This window comes from Rhizobacter fulvus, from assembly GCF_964020785.1.
In genome coordinates this window covers 1,382,778-1,399,672 of sequence record NZ_OZ224516.1, presented here as the reverse complement: position 1 = coordinate 1,399,672, position 16,895 = coordinate 1,382,778, and the positions used below count along the sequence as shown (strand labels likewise).

The following is a 16,895-nucleotide window of genomic DNA, read 5'->3' as shown; positions in this document are numbered from 1 at the left end:
CCGCATAAATTGTGTCTTGGACGATTCCATCGAGACACAATCTTACGCCGGCTGGTCAGCGCCGCTCAGTTTCGGTGCGCAGTCGCTCCAGCAGGGCCTGCGCGTCGCTGAAGTCGATCGGTTTCGTCAGGTGATGGTCGAAGCCGGCGTGCCGCACCCGCACCCGATCCGTCTCCTGCCCCCAACCGGTCACCGCGACGAGCATCAGCGGCGGCGCCGACGGCCGGCCGCGCAGCAGGCTCGCCAGCTCCAGCCCGTTCATCCGCGGCATGCCAACGTCGAGGAACGCGACGCTCGGCGCATGCTCGTCGATCGCCTGCAGCGCCGTGCGCCCGTCGTGCGCGATGCGCACCCGGTGGCCGTCCAGTCGCAGCATCGCGGCGAAGCTGGACGCGAAGTCCACGTTGTCGTCGGCTACCACGATGTCGAGCGTTCCCGCGGCGGCGGGCGGCGTGGCGGGCCGCGTCGCGCTCGCCGCCGCGTCCGTCTGCGGCGCTTCGGCCAGCGGCAGCGTCGCGGTGAAGGTCGAGCCCTGGCCGGTGCCGGCACTGCGCACGTCGAGCGTGCCGCTGTGCATCTGCATCAGCTGGCGGGCGATGGTCAGGCCGATGCCGAGGCCGGCCGCACCGCGCTCGAGCGAAGTGTCGAGCTGGACGAACAGCTCGAAGATGCTCTGCTGGCGCGCCGGCTCGATGCCGAGCCCGTTGTCCGCGACCGCCACCGTCGCCGTGCCGCCTTCGACCTCGAGGGCGAGCGCGATCCGCCCCTGTGCCGGCGTGTACTTGGCGGCGTTGTTCAGCAGGTTCACCAGCACCTGGATCATGCGGGCGACGTCGACGTCGACCCACACCGGCACGTCCGGCAGGCGGACGGTCACGTCGTGCGACTTGGCGACGAGTGCCGCATCCGCCGCCTCGAGCGCCTGGCGGGCCACCGCGACCAGATCGGTGCGTTCGCGCCGCAACTCGAGCTTGCCGCGGGTGATCCGAGACACCTCGAGCAGGTCATCGATCAGCCGGACCATCTGGGTCAGCTGCCGCTTCATCATCTCGCGCATCCGGTGGCGCACCTCGGGATCGTGGTCGGCGCGCTCCAGCAGCGCCAGCCCCGTGCGCAGCGGCGCCAGCGGGTTGCGCAGTTCGTGCGCCAGGGTCGCGAGGAACTCGTCCTTGCGGCGGTCGGCCTCGCGCAGCGCCGCCTCGGCACTGCGCCGCTCCGTCATCTCGGTGGCCAGTTCGTCGAGCATCCGGTTGAACGCGGTGACCAGCATGGCCACCTCGTCGTCACCCTGCGGCACCACGACGCGCAGGTCGTAGTTGCGATCCTCGATGATGCGGCGCGAGACATCGGCCATCGCGACCACCGGCCGCGTGATCGCCGGGTGCAGCTGGCGGAAGATCAGCGCCGCCAGCGCCAGCCCGGCCGCGCTCGCCAGCGCCAGGATGCCGACGTAGCCGAGCACGCGCCGCATGACGTCGTGGCGCGCCCGCAGGTAGACCGTGCCGATGCGTTCTCCGGCGTGCATCACGGGGCGCGTCAGCTCAAGTTCGGCGCCGTCGAAGCGGACGTCGCGTTCGGCCCGCAGCGTCGTCGGATGCGCCTCGGCCGGGTCCGCGCCGTAGCTGGCGAACGGTCGACCGCCGGCGTCGAAGAGCACCGCCGCGCGGATCTGCGGCCGCAGGCGGAAGGCGGCCAGCGCTTCCTGCGCGGCCTTCGGGTCGTTGAACACCAGTGTCGGCTCGACCGACTGGCCGATCAGGTCGGCCTGGGATTGCAGGTCGCTGACCCATGCGCTACGGTTCGAATAGAGCTCGTAAGTCAGCAGGGCGAGGGCGCTGAGCAGCAGCGCCGCGCCCGTGGCCGTCATCACGACCAGCATGATCTTGCGGCGCAGCGAGCGCCGGGGTTGCAGGCCGGTCATGGGTTCACCACCCGTTCCGCCACGGCGAGCAGCCGGGCGCTGAGCTTCAGGCCGGCGCGTTCGGCCGCGGCGGGCGAGGCCTCGAAACGGATCCGTCCTCCGGTCGGCACCAGGCCGAGCATGCCGCCCGCGTCGACGCCCCTGGGCACGTCGGTCACGATCAGCACCGGCTGGTCGCGGGCCTTCTGCACCCACCCCGGCAGCGACCCTGCCGAGCCGACGAACAAGGCGTGGACGCCTTCGACGCCGTCGCTCTCGCCGAGCCGGCGCACCACCACCGGGTGCCCGTCGATCGAGCGCCCGGCGACCAGCGTCCGCAGTTCGCGCAACACCTCGTCGGCCCCGGCGACCCCGACGACCAGCGGCGTCGCGCCGGGCGCCAGCGCCCGGGCCGGCCAGTCGACGTAGCCCAGGAACCGGTACAGGTAGGCAGCCTCGACGGTGACGTCGGGGACCACCGCCTGGGCCTGGGCGCCCGCCGGCGCGACGCCGAGCGCCAGCAGCAGGCCGAGGCACAGGCCGAGACGCCGCGCCGCCGGGTTCATGGCTGCCAGCGCAACTGCAGCAGGACCGACCGTTCGAGCTCCACCCGGTTCGCCGGGCTGCCCCATTCGGCATGGCTCGGGTCGAACAGGTTCTGCACCACGAGCGCGATCTCGGTGCGTGGCGCGACGCGCCAGGCGAGCCGCGAATCGACCGCGGTGTAGGAGGGCACGCGCGGCGCGGGCAGCTCGCCCACGTGCCGCACCGACACGTTCCAGCCGACGCGCGCCGACAGGTCGACGGACGAGCGCAGCGACCAGGACTGGCGGGGATCGTTGCCCAGGCCCTGCACGCCGACCACGTCGATCGCGCCGGGACTGAGGGCGAGCTTCTGCTGCAGCAGGCTCAACCCGGCGTCGAGCCGCCAGGCGGGGGTGACGCGCCACCGGGCCCAGGCCTCGACCCCGCGGGTGCGACCCTGGTACCCGTTCTGGAACTGCAGCCCCTGGGCCGTCGGCGCGAGCGAGCGCAGACGGCTGTGCTCGTGCTGGAACAAGGTCACCGAATAGGACAGGGCCGGCACCGGCTGGGCGCGGTAGCCCAGCTCGTAGACCTCGGCGATCTCGGAGACGAAGTCCGGACCGCCGGCGACCAGGTAGGGCGGGCGTGCCGGCTGCACGTAGTCGCGGTCCACCCGCGACGGCGCGCGCGCGGCCCGCGACACGGCGCCCCACCAGGTCGATTCGGCGTTCGGCCGGTACGCCAGTCGCACGCTGGGCAGCAGCTGCGCGCCGGTGTACGGATTGGTTTCGACGCTGGCGGCGAGCGTGACGGCGAGCCGGGGGGTCACGGCGATCTCGTCCTGGGCGAAGACGCGGCCCCAGCCCATCGTCCGGACCGCCGGGACCAGCGCGATCGCATCGAAGCTCGTGACGTCGTCGCGGGCATGGCGGTAACCGGCCCCCAGCAGCACGCGGTGCGCGTCCGCCGGCCGGAAGCCGTACTGCGCGATCAAGTCGACCGTGTCGAGCTTGTCGATCACGGCCCCCGGCTGGTCGCGCGTGGTGCGGTCGACGTAAGCCTGGACGCTCATGTCGCTGCCGTCGGCGAAGGTGCGCTCCCAGCGGCCCAGCAGGTTGGCCCCGCCGAGGCGCCGCGTGCTCGCCCCCTGGTCGATGCGGCTGCGGTACGCGTCCCCTTGCAGGGTCAACGTCGATTGCGCCAGCGCCCAATCGCCGCGGAAGCCGATCTGCGTGCCGGCCGCGGCATCGTCGACCGACCGACCGTCGGCGCGGTGCGTGTCCTGCCGGTCGTAGGACTTCGCATACAGGCGCAGGTGGCCGCCCGCGCCGCCGTCCAGGCCGTAGCGCAACGCCGCGCTGCGCTCGCGGTCGCCCCAGTTGGCCGACACCAGCGCCCCCGCGGTGGCCGCGGCGTTGCGCGTGACGATGTGGATGAGCCCATTGACCGCGTTGCTGCCCCACAGCGCGGTACTCGGGCCGGTGACGACCTCGATGCGCTCGACGTCCTCGAGCATCACGTCCTGCACTTCCCAGAACACCCCGGAGAACAGCGGCGTGTAGACCGGACGGCCGTCGATCACGACGAGCATCTTGTTGGCCAGCACGTTGTTGAAGCCACGCGCGCTGACCGCGTACTGGTTGGCGTCGGCCCGCGCGACGCTCAGCGTCGGGGCCAGGCGCAGCGCCTCGGGAATCGTGGTGGCGCCGGCGCGGCGGATGTCGTCGGCGCTGATCACGTAGACCGAGGCCGCGGTGGCTTCCAGCCGCTCGGGCCGGCGCGCGACGGTCGTCACGACGACCTCGCGCAGCTGTTCGAGCGACAGGTCGGCCAGGCTCGCCGCCGCCGGCGCGCCGGCCTGCGCCGTCGGCGCGAGTGCGAACGTGGCGCCGAGCAGCAGCGCCACCGGCCAGGCCGGGGCGCTCACGCCGGAAGGCCTCGCGGGCCGGCCCCGCAGGCGATCGGCAACTCGTCGTCTACGTCGTCAGGGATGTGGTGGGTGTTCACGTGAGACTCCAAGGTGGGTGGAGTCTAGGGGAGACGCACATAATCGGTGCGGGCCGGGGTTCCGGCCGCTACCCACTCCACGCGCGATGACGGACGACCAACTGGAACAACGGCTGACCGAGCTGGAGATCAAGGCCAGCTTCGCCGATGACCTGGTCGATCACCTGAATCGCCTGGTCGCGCGGCAGCAGGACCAGATCGATCTGCTGATGCGCGAGCTGGCCGCGCTGCGCCAGCAGCCGTCCGACGCCGGGCAGGCCGAGCCGCGCAACCTGCGCGACGAGCTCCCGCCGCACTACTGACCGGCGCGCTGGAGCGGGCGTGCCGGCGCCGCGGCCGGCCCCGTGAATTCGGGGCCCATCAGGTCCGCCGGCGCGAAGCCGCGGTTGACATCGAGCCCGGTGATGCGCCAGTCGTGCGCCGACAGGGCGATCGGGTGCACGACCCGCTCGAACGACCGCATCGGCCACAGCACGCCGAAACCCCGCTCGTGGTCGAAGGTGTCGACCTCGGCGACGGCGCCGCGCGTGGTCGGGAAGCCTTCGAGCGTGAAGCGGATGCGGCGGGTCACGCGGTCGCGCCGGTCCACGCACAGCGCGACCCGGTCGGTGGCCGCGCGGCCCAGCCCGGGCGAGAGCCAGACCTGCACGACGTCGCACACCCGCCCGTCGACCACCTCGATCCCGGCCAGCCGGGCCGGGGCGTCGCGGTCCACGAGCCACAGCGGCCCGAGCAGGAACAGCCCGTAGCCCTCGGCCACCAGCGCCGCGGCCTGCTGGACCGCGGGGTCGGCGCTGCGCGCGCCGTTGAGCCACACGGTCGCCTCGCCGAGATCGCCGGGCGCCCCACCGCTGCGGCGCCACGCCACCTGCTTGCGGCCGCGCTCGCCGGTGTAGGCCTGCGCGACGACGCCGGCGCGCGGGATCAGGCGCTCCTCGGAGCGGCCGCGGAAACCCGTGTCGGTCACCTCGGGCTGGATGCGTCCGATCAGCGCGCGCCACTCGCCCGCGTAGGCCACGCTGATGTCGGCGATCTGCCGGTAAGCCGCCAGGCCGTGCGCCTCGGCGCTGTCGCGCAGCAGCCGCTGCGCGTCGGGCTCGGCGACCGCGGGGACGCCGAGCGGCAGCGGCGTGCTGCAGGCGCCGAGCAGCGGCAGCGCCAGGCCGCCGAGCAGCGTGCGTCGGGTGACGCCACGGCTCGACCGGCCGGCGCCGTCGCTTGTCGGCATCAGGCCTTCTTGGCCCATGCGCTGCACCACCCCTTCGCGGCGACCTGCTTGCCGGCGAACAGCGGGCAGGCGCCCGCGGCGTCGCCCGCCTTGCCCTGATACAGCGCGCAGTTGGCGCACACCTGGCCGGCGGCGTACTTCGGGAACTTCTTCGCGTCGGCCTTGGTGGCGTCGGCGACATAGCCGAGCGCGACGGCCTGGGCGTCCTTCTCGCCGACCATGGCCTGGGCGAGGGCTCGTGCGCTCAAAGCAGCGCTGCCGGTGGCGGCGACGGTCATCAGAAAGACGCGACGGGTGGCGTTCAAGGTGTGCATGGCAAATCTCCTTCGGGTGGTCGAATGCCGAGCCTACTTGGGCATCAACACGGTATCGATGACATGGATCACGCCGTTGTCAGCCGCCACGTCAGCCGCCACGACCTTGGCGTTGTCGACCGTGACGCCGCCGGCGGTGCCGATCGTCAGCTCGCTGCCCTGCACGGTCTTGACCTTGCCCGGCTTGATGTCGGTGGACATCACCTTGCCCGGCACGACGTGGTAGGTCAGCACGGCGGTCAGCTTGGCCTTGTCCTTCAGCAGCGCGTCGAGGTCGGCCTTGGGCACCTTGGCGAAGGCCTCGTCGGTCGGCGCGAACACGGTGAACGGGCCCTTGCCCTTCAGCGTGTCGACCAGGCCGGCGGCCTGCAGCGCGGTGGCGAGCGTCTTGAACTTGCCGGCAGCGACGGCGGTGTCGACGATGTCGGCGGCCTGGGCGGACACCGCGGCGAGGGCGACAGCGCCGGCGATCAGGAATTTCTTGTACATGGAAAGCCTCGTGGGATGGTGGTTGGGGATGCCGGATCATAGAAAGCACCGCCCGGAGTGAGTCAATATTGAGTCAATTTATGGGGTTATAGACCGCATAATTACGTTTCAAACTCGTGTCAACTGAACTCATCATGTCCGCAGACGCCGAAGACTCCCCCTCCACCACCTTGCTGCGCAGCGGCACGGCAGCGCGGCTCGCCGGGGTGTCGCCCGCCACGCTTCGCATCTGGGAGCACCGCTACGGCGTGGTCGCGCCGCCGCGCTCGCCGGCCGGCCAGCGCACCTACTCGATGGGCGACGTGCAACGCCTGCGGCTCATCAAGCGGCTGACGCTCGAAGGCCACGCAATCGGCACGCTGGCGCGGCTCGATGTCGACGAGCTGGCGCGGCTGTCCGCCGGCCATGCCGCGCCGACCGGCGAGCAGCGCGTGCTGGTCGTCGGCCGTGCCGCGGCGCGTCGGCTGGAGGACCACCTGCGCCCGGCGCCGGCCTTCGTGTACGACGAACTCGAGCAACTGGAACGGGCGCTGGCTCAGGCGGGCGGGGCCGACGTGCTGGTGATCCAGGTGCCGACGCTGCATGCGCAGCTGGCCGCGCGCGTGCTCGCGGTGCGTGCCGGGCTGCCGGTGCCGGCGGTGATCCTCGTCTACGGCTTCGGCACCGAGGCGGCGGCCGACGCGCTGCGCGCGGAGGGGGTGGCCGTGCTGCGCGAGCCGGTCACCGGCAAGGCGCTGGCGCGGCTCGTCGTCGCCGCGCGGCCGGCGCCCGCCGTGCGCGCGACGATGCCCACGGCCAAATCGACCCCGCGGCGCTACAGCGATGCCGAGCTCTCGTCGCTGCGCGAGACGACCTCGCGCATCGCCTGCGAGTGCCCGCGCCACCTGGCCGAGATCGTCACGCTGCTGTCTAGCTTCGAGGTCTACAGCGGCGAATGCGTGGCGCGCAACGACGCCGATGCCGCGCTGCACCGGCACCTGCACGACGTGACCGCCGCCGCGCGGACGATGTTCGAGCAGGCCCTCGAGCGCGTGGTGCTGGACGAAGGGCTGGTCCTCTAGTCGTGTGGGGCGCAGCTATGCTTGCGCGCTGTTGTGCGCCTCCCCTTCCACCCCGGAGATCCCTCGATGAACCTGCTTCCGACTGCCCGCATTGCGGCCCTGGCGCTGGCCGCGCTGACGACCATCGCCGCGCAGGCGCAACTGAAGATCGGCGTGATCGCCTCGGCCACCGGGCCGACCGCCGCGGTCGGCATCCCGCAGAAGAACAGCGCGGCGCTGCTGCCGAAGAAGATCGGCAACCTCGATGTCGAGTACACCGTGCTCGACGACGCGTCGGATTCGACGATGACCGTCACGCTGCTGAAGAAGCTGATGGTCGAGCAGAAGGTCGACGCGATCATCGGCCCCTCCGGCTCGCCGAACTCGATGGCGGCGCTGCAGTTCATCGCCGAGAACAAGACGCCGATGCTCGCGCCGGTCGGCACCACCGCGGTCGTGCTGCCGATGACCGAGCAGAAGAAGTGGGTCTTCAAGACCACGCAGAACGACAGCCTGATCTGCGAGGCGCTGGTCGCGCACATGGTCAAGAAGGGCGTCAAGACGGTCGGCTTCATCGGCTTCGGCGATGCCTACGGCGAATCCTGGTACGGCGTGTTCGTGCCGATGATCGAGAAGGCCGGCATCAAGCTGATCGTCAACGAGCGCTTCCAGCGCACCGACCAGAGCGTGATCGGCCAGGCCACGAAGATCGCCGCGGCCAACCCGGACGCGGTGCTGATCGGCGCCGCCGGCGGCCCGACGGTGCTGCCGCACACCACGCTGGTCGAGCGCGGCTACAAGGGCCAGATCTACCAGACCCACGGCGCCGCGACGCCCGACTTCGTGCGCCTGGGCGGCAAGGCGGTCGACGGCGCGGTGATGGCGGCCAGCCTGATGCTGGTGCTCGGCGAGGTGCCGGACAGCAACCCCTCGAAGAAGGTCGCGCTCGACTACATCGGCGCGTACGAGAAGCTGTACGGCGTCAAGCCCGCGACCTTCGGCGCCAACGTGTTGGACGCCGGCCTGCTGCTGCAGCGGGCCGTGCCCGAAGCGCTGAAGAAGGCGCAGCCCGGCACCGAGGCATTCCGCATCGCGCTGCGCGACGCCCTCGAAGGCACCAGAGAGCTGGTCGGCACCCAGGGCGTCTACACGATGTCGGCCGCCGACCACTCGGGCTTCGACAAGCGCGGTCGCGAGCTGATGCAGCTGCAGGGCGGCGTCTGGCGGCTGATCGCCGAGTGAGCATGCCGCGGCGGCTTCAGGCTTCGGTCGCTGCCGCGGGCTCGGCGGGTGCCGACGTCGCGTCCGGCAGCAGCGGCAGCGGCTGGTAGCGCTCCAGCACCCAGGCCTCGAATTCCGCGGCCGGCAGCGGCCGGCTGAAGAAGAAGCCCTGCACCTCGGTGCAGGCCCGCGCGCGCAGCGAATCGAGCTGCTGCGGGCGCTCGACGCCCTCGGCGACGATCGTCAGCTTGAGCGATCGGGCCATCTGAATCATCGCCTCGACCAGCGCCTCGTCGCCGCCGTTCTTGCCGAGGTCGCGGATGAAGGACTGGTCGATCTTCAGCTTGTCGATGTGGATGCGCTTCAGGTAGCTCAGCGACGAGTAGCCGGTGCCGAAGTCGTCGATCGAGATCCGCACGCCCAGCTGGTGCAGCTGTTCGAGCAGGTCGAGCGCGACCTCGGGGTTGCTGAACGCGGCGCTCTCGGTCAGCTCGATCTCGAGCCGGCGCGGCGGCAGGCCCGATTCGCGCAGCGCGTCGGCCACCATCGCGGCGAAGTCGGGGCGACGCAGCTGGATCGACGAGACGTTCACGGCCATCAGGCGCATCGGCAGGCGCGCGTCGAGCCACTTCTTGGCCTGGCGCGTGGCGGTGCGCAGCACCCACTCGCCGAGCGGCACGATCAGGCCGGTCTCTTCGGCCATCGGGATGAACTCGCCGGGCGAGATCAGGCCCAACTCGGCGCTGTTCCAGCGCAGCAGCGCCTCGGCGCCGACGCAGTCGCCGGTCTCGATCTCGATCTGCGGCTGGTAGTGCAGCACCAGCTCGTCGCGGGCGATCGCCTGGCGCAGCAGCGACTCCATGTGCAGCAGCCGGGACGACCGGTCGTGCATCTCCTGCGTGTAGAAGCGGAATGTGTTGCGGCCCTCGCGCTTGGCGCGGTACATCGCGATGTCGGCGGCCTTGGACAAGGACGCGAAGTCGCGCCCGTCGCCCGGGTACATCGCGATGCCGATCGACGGCGTGATCGCGAGCGCGGTCTGGTCGAGCGTGAACGGCTGGACGATGCGGGCGAGCAGTTTCTCCGCCACCACCATCGCGCCGGCGACCGGCGTGTCGGGCAGCAGCAGCACGAACTCGTCGCCACCGATGCGGGCCACGGTGTCGGGCTGGCGCACCGTGCTGACCAGACGCTGCGCCACTTCCTGCAGCAGGCGGTCGCCGCAGTCGTGGCCGAGCGAGTCGTTGACGTACTTGAAGCGGTCGAGGTCCAGGAACATCAGCGCGAACGGCTCCTTCGAGCGCTCGGCGCTGCGGATCGCCTGGTTCACCCGGTCGGTCAGCAGCGTGCGGTTCGGCAGGCCGGTCAGCGGGTCGTTGTTGGCCAGGTGGCGGATGCTTTCCTCGGCCGCCTTCTGCTGCGTCACGTCGGTCGCCTCGGGCAGCAGGAACGCGACCGCGCCGTCGTCGCCGAAGATCGGGCGCAGCGAGAAGTCCAGGATCATCGTCGTGGCGTCGGCACGGGTGTGGACCGTCTCGAAGCGGCTCGCCAGCCCGTGCACGGCGCGCTCCACTGCCTCGCGCACCGCCGCCTGCTGCTGCTCCGACTCGGCCCACACCGGCACCTCCCAGAAGCGCTCGCCGATCAGGGCGTCGAGCGGCAGCGCGAGCAGCTTCAGCACCTGCTGGTTCACATGCAGCACGCGGCCCTCGGTGTCCAGCAGGCCGATGAACTGCATGCTGCTGTCCAGCATCGCGCGCAGTTTCAGCTCGCTGCGCTGCAGGCTCTGCTGCAGGCGACGCTGCTCGAGCAGGGTGGCCACGCGCCGGTGCAGCACCGGCAGGTCGACCGGCTTGGTGAGAAAGTCGACCGCGCCCAGTTCGAGGCCGCGCACTTCGCTGCCCTCGGAGGTGTCGGCGGTCACGAACACCACCGGGATGTCGCGCGTCTCGGCGTCGGCCTGGAGACGGCGCAGCACGTCGTGGCCGCTCATCGACGGCATCATCACGTCGAGCAGGATCAGGTCGGGCGGGTCGGTTTCGCGGCCGGCCAGTTCGAGCGCTGCGGCGCCTTCCAGCGCCACCTTGATCCGGTAGTCGGCACGCAGCGCGGTGGCCAGCACGTGCAGGTTGGCCGGCACGTCGTCGACGATCAGCACCAGGGGCTTGCGCTGCATCATCGGCATCTGTCTGTCGGGCGACCCCATCGGTGGCACTCCATCGCTTGTCATCGACCCTGGATCACATCGAGATCGGCCAGCGCCGCGGCGTGGTCGAAATCGACGATGTGCTGAAGCAGTGCGGCGAGGCGTCCGGTGAGGTCGGCCGTCGTGGCCGCGCACTTCAGTTCATCGAGGAGCGTGTCGGGAATCAGCTCCTGCTCCTGCACATATCGGCGCAGCTCGTCGAGAAGCTGAGTGCATGGGGACGCGTCGAACGTCAACAATGATTTGCCACTCGGAGTGTCAGCCGGGGGGCTCGCTGCGATCGCCGCGACGGCCTCGGCCAGGCTCGCTGCGAGTGCGTTCGATGCAGCCGGCGGGGTGGCGGCGTCGAGCTCGATCTCGCGGGCGCGCGCGTCGTGCGCGACAGCCGACAGGCCGAGCGTTGCGGCCGTCCCCTTGAGGGTGTGCAACGCGGCGCGCGCGGCTGCGGCGTCGCCGCGCTCGAGCAGCGCATCGACGTGCGCCGCCGCATCGCGGTGCTGGGTCGCGAACGCACGCAGCAGCCGCAGCAGCTGGTCGGCGCGGCCGTGCAGGCGACGCAAGGCCGGCGCGCTGTCGAAGCCCGGGAAACTCGGCAGCGGTGGTGCCGGCAGGGCCGCCGCCGCGCCGGCACCGGCGGCGTGCCCGGGACCCTGGCGCCGCGCCGGCAGCCAGCGCCGCAGCACGCGCACCAGGTCGTCCGGCTCCACCGGCTTGGGAACGAAGTCGACCATGCCGGCCGCGGCGCAGCGCGCCCGATCCTCGCTCAGCACGGCCGCGGTCATCGCGACGATCGGCGGTCGCGGCGACCGCTCGAGTTGGCGGATGCGCTCGGTCGCGGTGATGCCGTCCATCACCGGCATGTGCATGTCCATCAGCACGAGCTCGAAGGCCTCGTCCTCGACGCGCTCGAGCGCCTCGCGGCCGTCCTTCGCGATCGTCACGTCGATGCCCAGACCGCGCAGGAAGCCGCTGGCCACCTCCTGGTTCAGCAGGTTGTCCTCGACCAGCAGCACGCGCGCACCGTCGAAGCGCTGCGGTCCCGCGACCGGAAGCGGCGCGCCGACGCGGCGGCTGCCGTCACGGTGCTGCAGCCGCACCAGGATGTCGAACAGCGCGGACGGCACGACCGGCTTGGTCAGCACCATGTCGAGCCCGAGGTCCGCCGCATCGGCCAGCAGCTCCTCGCGGCCGAACCAGGTCACCATGATCGCGAACGGCGGGCACACGTGCGTCGAGCCGCCGGCCGCGCTCCCGGCCTCGCGGGTGCGCTCGCGCATCGCGCGCGCCATCTCCAGGCCGTCCATGCCAGGCATGCGCCAGTCCAGCAGCACCACGTCGTACGGCGCACCCTTGGCGCGGCTGCGGTCGACGAGCGCGAGGCCTTCCTCGGCTGTCGCGACGACGTCGGCGCGCACGCCCCAGGCCTCGAACAGGTGACCGAGGATCATCCGCGACGTCTCCTGGTCGTCGACGACCAGCGCACGCAGGCCGCGCACGCGGTGCAGGTCCAGCGTCAGGTGCTGCGCGCGCGCCGGCTGCACGCGGATGGTGAAGCTGAAGGTACAGCCCTCGCCGAGCCGGCCTTCGACCTCGATCTCGCCGCCCATCAGCTGCACCAGCTGGCGGCAGATCGTCAGGCCCAGGCCGGTGCCGCCGTATTTGCGCGTCACCGAGTTGTCGGCCTGCGTGAATGCGTGGAAGAGCTGCCCGGCTTGCGTCTCCGACAGGCCGATGCCGGTGTCGCTGACCGAGAATCGCAACAGGATGCCGGTCGGCTCGCGTGCCGCGACCTCGGCCTTCAGGTGGATCTCGCCCCGTTCGGTGAACTTGATCGCGTTGCCGACCAGGTTGTTCAACACCTGCGTCAGGCGCATCGGGTCGCCGACGACCTCCATCGGCACGTCCGGCGCCACTTCGAAGAACAGCTCCAGCCCCTGCTGCTCGACTTGCGCGCCGAACAGGTTCGCGACATTGTTCAGCGGCTCCTCGACCGCGAACTGCACTTGCTCGAGCGTCATGTGCCCGGCCTCGATCTTCGAGTGGTCGAGGATGTCGTTCAGGATGCCGAGCAGCGACTTGGACGAGGCCTGCACCTTCTGCAGCAGGTCGCGCTGCGGCGCGGCGAGCTCGGTGCCGAGCACCAGTCGGGTCAGCCCGATCACCGCGTTCATCGGCGTGCGGATCTCGTGGCTCATGTTGGCGAGGAACATGCTCTTGGCCTGGCTGGCCGCGTCGGCCGCCTCCTTGGCCGCCAGCAGCTCGGCCTGCGCGTGCTTGCGCTGGGTGATGTCCTGGGCGGTGCCGATCACGCGCTGCGGCCGGCCGCCGGCGTCGCGCTCCACAACCATGCCGTGCTCGAGCAGCCAGACCCAGTGCCCTTCCTTGTGGCGCAGCCGGTGCTCGACCGCGAACTCGGCGGTCTCGCCGCGCAGGCAGGGCTGGATGATCGCGGTGGTCGCCGCGTCGTCATCCGGGTGGCCCAGCGCGACGATGTCGTCGATGTGCGGTCGCAGTTCCACCACCGCGTAGCCCAAGGTCATCGCCCACAGCATGTCGACCTGGTAGGCGCCGCTCTCGACCTGCCATTCCCACAGGCCGATGCCCGCGACCTGCAGCGCCAGGCTGTGTCGCTGCAGCTGCAGCGCCTCGGTGCGCTTGCGTGCATCGATGTCGAGCGCCAGCACATGGACGCCGGCGACGTCGCCGTCGGGCGTGCTCTGCGCGCACAGCGCCACGTCGGCCCAGACGGTGCGATCCGGCTCGGGCTCGAAGCGCAGCTCGAGCCGCGTGCTCGCGCCGGCCCCGTAGCGCAGCGCGGCGAGGGCGTCGGCGAGCGCGTCGGCATCGTCCTCGCAGACCAGCGCGGCGAACGGGCGTCCGACCAGCGAACCGGCCGCACATCCCAGGCTGCGCGCGAACGCCGGATTGACACACCGCACCCGGCCCGCGGGATCGAGTTCGAGCCAGCCGGCGCTGCCGTGATCGAAGCGGGGATCGGTCGTGCTGGGCAGGGCGGTGGCGAGGCTCATGGCGCGCATATCGGTGAGCGCCGCGGCCAACTTGACGGGCGGGCGGATCGGGCCGATGCCAGTTGACTGGAGTTCACCTTTTGTCGCTCAATCCAGGTGGTAAGTCGCGGTCTGGACGGACAGCGGGCCTGTTCCGAAACGCGACATCCCGGCCAGGGGCGGCCGGTGCGCCGAAGGCGGCGCTAGCATGCGCGGCCGACGCGGGGCGCGCGGTCACAACAACGACGACAAACTGGAGATTCCGATGACGACCCGATTCAATGTGAATGGCAAGAGCGTGGACGTGAAGGCCGAGCCCGACACGCCGCTGCTGTGGGTGATCCGTGACGAGATCGGTCTGACCGGCACCAAGTTCGGTTGCGGCATGGCGCTGTGCGGCGCCTGCACCGTGCACCTCGATGGCGTGCCCGTCCGCTCGTGCCAGACGCCGGTGTCGGCAGTGGCCGGCAAGAACGTGGCGACGATCGAGAGCCTGTCGACCAACAACTCGCACCCGCTGCAGAAGGCGTGGATCGCGCACGACGTGCCGCAGTGCGGCTACTGCCAGTCGGGCCAGCTGATGAGCGCCGCGGCGCTGCTGAAGGACAACAAGAACCCGAGCGACGCCGACATCGACGCCGCGATGAGCGGCAACATCTGCCGCTGCGGCACCTACGGCCGCATCAAGGCGGCAATCAAGACCGCCGCCGCCGACATGCGCAAGGCCTGAGGGAGACGACCATGACGACCACCACCACCACCGTCTCGCGTCGCGCCTTCCTGCAGACCTCCACCCTCGCCACCGGCGGGCTGATGCTCGGCGTCACGCTGCCCGGCCTGCTCGCCGCAGGCGCCGCGGACGCCGCCGGCACGTTGTACACGCCGAACGCCTGGGTCCACATCGCCGACGACAACACGATCACGCTGCTGTCCGCCCGCTCCGAGATGGGCCAGGGCGTCTACACCTCGATGCCGATGCTGATCGCCGAGGAACTCAACGTCGACTTCCGCTCGATCAAGGTCGCGATCGCGCCGCCCAACGCCAAGCTGTACGGCAACGCGCTGCTCGGCGGGCCCCAGCTCACCGGCGGCTCGACCTCGGTGCGCGACGGCTGGGAGCGGCTGCGCGTCGCCGGTGCGCAGGTGCGCGAGATGCTGGTCAGTGCCGCGGCCACGAAGTGGAACGTCGATCGAACCACGCTGACGGCGGCCAACGGCGTCGTCAGCGGCCCGGGCGGCAAGAAGGCCACCTACGGCGAGCTCGCGGCCGACGCGTCCAAGCTGCCGGTGCCCGAGAAGGTCGCGCTGAAGGACCCGAAGGACTTCACCCTCGTCGGCAAGCGCACCAAGCGACTGGACACGCCGGCCAAGACCAACGGCACGGCCGAGTTCGGCATCGACGTGAAGTTACCCGGCATGGTCTACGCTTCGCTCGAGCAGTGCCCGGTGATCGGCGGCACGGTCAAGAGCTTCGATGCCGCCAAGGCCAAGGCGATGCCCGGCGTGATCGACGTCGTGCAGATCCCCGACGGCGTGGCCGTCGTCGCCGACACCTGGTGGCACGCCAAGAGGGCGCGTGAAGCGCTGACGGTGGTCTGGGACGAAGGCGCCGGCGCGGCGCTGAACGACAAGGCCATGTTCGCCGGCATCCGCGCCGGTGCGCCGGCCGACAAGCTGATCCCGTTGAAGGCGGTGGGCGACGCCGACGCGGTGATCAAGGCGTCGAACAAGGTCGTGCGCGCCGAATACGTGATGCCGCTGCTCGCGCACGCGCCGCTGGAGCCGATGAACTTCACCGCGCACTTCCACGACAACAAGGTTGACCTGATCGGCCCGACCCAGTGGCAGGACGCGGCGCAGGGCACCGTCGCGAAGGTGCTGGGCGTGAAGCCGGAGGACGTGACGCTGCGCACCACCTTTCTCGGCGGCGGGTTCGGCCGGCGCATCGACATCGACTACATCATCCAGGCGGCGCAGATCTCGAAGGCGGTGAACAAGCCCGTCAAGCTGCTGTGGACGCGCGAGGACGACACCACGCACGACTTCTATCGCCCGCAGTCGCTGCACCAGCTCGCGGCGGCGCTCGGCGCCGACGGCAAGCCGACCGCGATGACCTTCAAGATGGTCTCGCAGTCGGTCACCGGCCGCGTCTTCGGTCTGCCGCTGGAGGCGCAGGACCCGCTGATGACCGAGGCGGCGATCGCGGCCTACGAGATCCCGGCGACCCGCCACGACATGGTCAAGCACGACGCCGGCCTGCGCGTGGGCTACTGGCGCTCGGTCAGCCACGCGCTGAACGCGTTCGCGAACGAGAGCTTCATCGACGAGTGCGCGGCCGCGGCGGGCAAGGACCCGTATGCCTACCGCATGTCCTTGCTGGAGACCAAGCCGCGCTTCGCCAACGTGCTGAAGCAGGCCGCCGACAAGGCCGGCTGGGGCACGCCCGCACCGGCCGGGCGCTCGCGCGGCATCGCGCTGATGGAGGGCTACGACACCTACATGGCGCAGGTGGCCGAGATCTCGATGAAGGACGGCGTGCCGGTCGTGCACAAGGTAACCGTGGTGGCCGACCTCGGCCGCATGGTGAACCCCGACACGGTCGAGGCGCAGATCCAGTCGAGCATCGTGTTCGGGCTGACCGCGGCGCTGTACGGCGAGATCACGCTCGACAAGGGCCGGGTGCAGCAGACCAACTTCCACCAGTATCAGCTGCTGCGCATGAACGAGGCCCCGGTCATCGACATCACGCTGGTGCCGAGCACCGAGAAGCCCGGCGGCATCGGCGAGCCGGCGACCGCGCTGATCGGGCCGGCGGTGGCGAACGCGATGTTCGCGGCGACAGGCAAGCGGGTGCGGCGGATGCCCTTCTCGGCCGACAACATCAAGTCGGCCTGACGTGATCACCCTCTCCCGCTTGCGGGAGAGGAACGCGGTGCGGGAGGCGGCGGTGCGCCGCC

Annotated in this window: 13 protein-coding genes; 5 read left to right on the top strand and 8 right to left on the bottom strand. The window is 70.9% G+C overall.

Translation table 11 applies throughout. From position 1 onward, the window contains the following. Positions 1–55 precede the first annotated feature (55 nt). Genes ACWH49_RS06675 through ACWH49_RS06665 form a run of 3 tightly spaced genes read right to left on the bottom strand, consistent with a single transcriptional unit; the run spans position 56 to position 4,352 of the window. Positions 56–1,921, bottom strand: a complete 1,866-nt coding sequence (locus tag ACWH49_RS06675) for a hybrid sensor histidine kinase/response regulator (RefSeq protein WP_448170746.1) — start codon at positions 1,919–1,921, stop codon at positions 56–58. Beyond that, the gene (locus ACWH49_RS06670; protein WP_448170745.1) at positions 1,918–2,466 is read right to left on the bottom strand and encodes a YfiR family protein; all 549 of its coding nucleotides are present in this window, start codon (positions 2,464–2,466) and stop codon (positions 1,918–1,920) included. Before ACWH49_RS06670 ends, ACWH49_RS06675 begins: the two co-directional genes overlap by 4 nt. Beyond that, on the bottom strand, positions 2,463–4,352 hold the full coding sequence (locus ACWH49_RS06665) for a TonB-dependent receptor plug domain-containing protein (RefSeq protein ID WP_448170744.1): 1,890 nt from the start codon (positions 4,350–4,352) through the stop codon (positions 2,463–2,465). Before ACWH49_RS06665 ends, ACWH49_RS06670 begins: the two co-directional genes overlap by 4 nt. Before the next feature lie 166 nt (positions 4,353–4,518). Between ACWH49_RS06665 and ACWH49_RS06660 the strand changes: the two genes are divergently transcribed. Beyond that, positions 4,519–4,734 (top strand): SlyX family protein, encoded by a 216-nt coding sequence (locus ACWH49_RS06660; protein ID WP_056465353.1) that lies wholly within the window; start codon positions 4,519–4,521, stop codon positions 4,732–4,734. Here ACWH49_RS06660 and ACWH49_RS06655 read toward each other — a convergent pair. The 3 genes from ACWH49_RS06655 to ACWH49_RS06645 all read right to left on the bottom strand — a co-directional run bounded on the left by ACWH49_RS06655 (position 4,728) and on the right by ACWH49_RS06645 (position 6,463). Beyond that, positions 4,728–5,660: a hypothetical protein gene (locus tag ACWH49_RS06655; RefSeq protein ID WP_448170743.1), complete on the bottom strand. Its 933-nt coding sequence runs from the start codon at positions 5,658–5,660 to the stop codon at positions 4,728–4,730. The genes ACWH49_RS06660 and ACWH49_RS06655 overlap by 7 nt on opposite strands. Next, on the bottom strand, positions 5,660–5,938 hold the full coding sequence (locus ACWH49_RS06650; RefSeq protein ID WP_448174319.1) for a high-potential iron-sulfur protein: 279 nt from the start codon (positions 5,936–5,938) through the stop codon (positions 5,660–5,662). Before ACWH49_RS06650 ends, ACWH49_RS06655 begins: the two co-directional genes overlap by 1 nt. 69 nt (positions 5,939–6,007) lie before the next feature. After that, positions 6,008–6,463 carry a fasciclin domain-containing protein gene (locus ACWH49_RS06645; RefSeq protein WP_448170742.1) on the bottom strand — a complete coding sequence of 152 codons (456 nt, stop codon included), beginning with the start codon at positions 6,461–6,463 and terminating at the stop codon, positions 6,008–6,010. A gap of 134 nt (positions 6,464–6,597) precedes the next feature. Between ACWH49_RS06645 and ACWH49_RS06640 the strand changes: the two genes are divergently transcribed. Both ACWH49_RS06640 and ACWH49_RS06635 read left to right on the top strand, forming a co-directional pair. Continuing rightward, the gene (locus ACWH49_RS06640; RefSeq protein ID WP_448170741.1) at positions 6,598–7,524 is read left to right on the top strand and encodes a MerR family transcriptional regulator; all 927 of its coding nucleotides are present in this window, start codon (positions 6,598–6,600) and stop codon (positions 7,522–7,524) included. 66 nt (positions 7,525–7,590) lie between these two features. After that, on the top strand, positions 7,591–8,745 hold the full coding sequence (locus ACWH49_RS06635; RefSeq protein ID WP_448170740.1) for an ABC transporter substrate-binding protein: 1,155 nt from the start codon (positions 7,591–7,593) through the stop codon (positions 8,743–8,745). A gap of 16 nt (positions 8,746–8,761) precedes the next feature. On the opposite strand, the gene ACWH49_RS06630 is transcribed toward ACWH49_RS06635, so the two are convergent. Both ACWH49_RS06630 and ACWH49_RS06625 read right to left on the bottom strand, forming a co-directional pair. Then, complete coding sequence (locus tag ACWH49_RS06630) at positions 8,762–10,900, bottom strand: putative bifunctional diguanylate cyclase/phosphodiesterase (protein ID WP_448170739.1); 2,139 nt, start codon at positions 10,898–10,900, stop codon at positions 8,762–8,764. Between the two features lie 50 nt (positions 10,901–10,950). After that, positions 10,951–13,959: a response regulator gene (locus ACWH49_RS06625; RefSeq protein ID WP_448170738.1), complete on the bottom strand. Its 3,009-nt coding sequence runs from the start codon at positions 13,957–13,959 to the stop codon at positions 10,951–10,953. Positions 13,960–14,203: 244 nt separating this feature from the next. Here ACWH49_RS06625 and ACWH49_RS06620 point away from each other — a divergent pair, with 244 nt between their 5' ends. Both ACWH49_RS06620 and ACWH49_RS06615 read left to right on the top strand, forming a co-directional pair. Next, complete coding sequence (locus ACWH49_RS06620; RefSeq protein WP_056467279.1) at positions 14,204–14,668, top strand: (2Fe-2S)-binding protein; 465 nt, start codon at positions 14,204–14,206, stop codon at positions 14,666–14,668. Positions 14,669–14,679: 11 nt separating this feature from the next. Next, positions 14,680–16,833, top strand: a complete 2,154-nt coding sequence (locus ACWH49_RS06615; RefSeq protein WP_448170737.1) for a molybdopterin cofactor-binding domain-containing protein — start codon at positions 14,680–14,682, stop codon at positions 16,831–16,833. Positions 16,834–16,895: the final 62 nt, after the last annotated feature.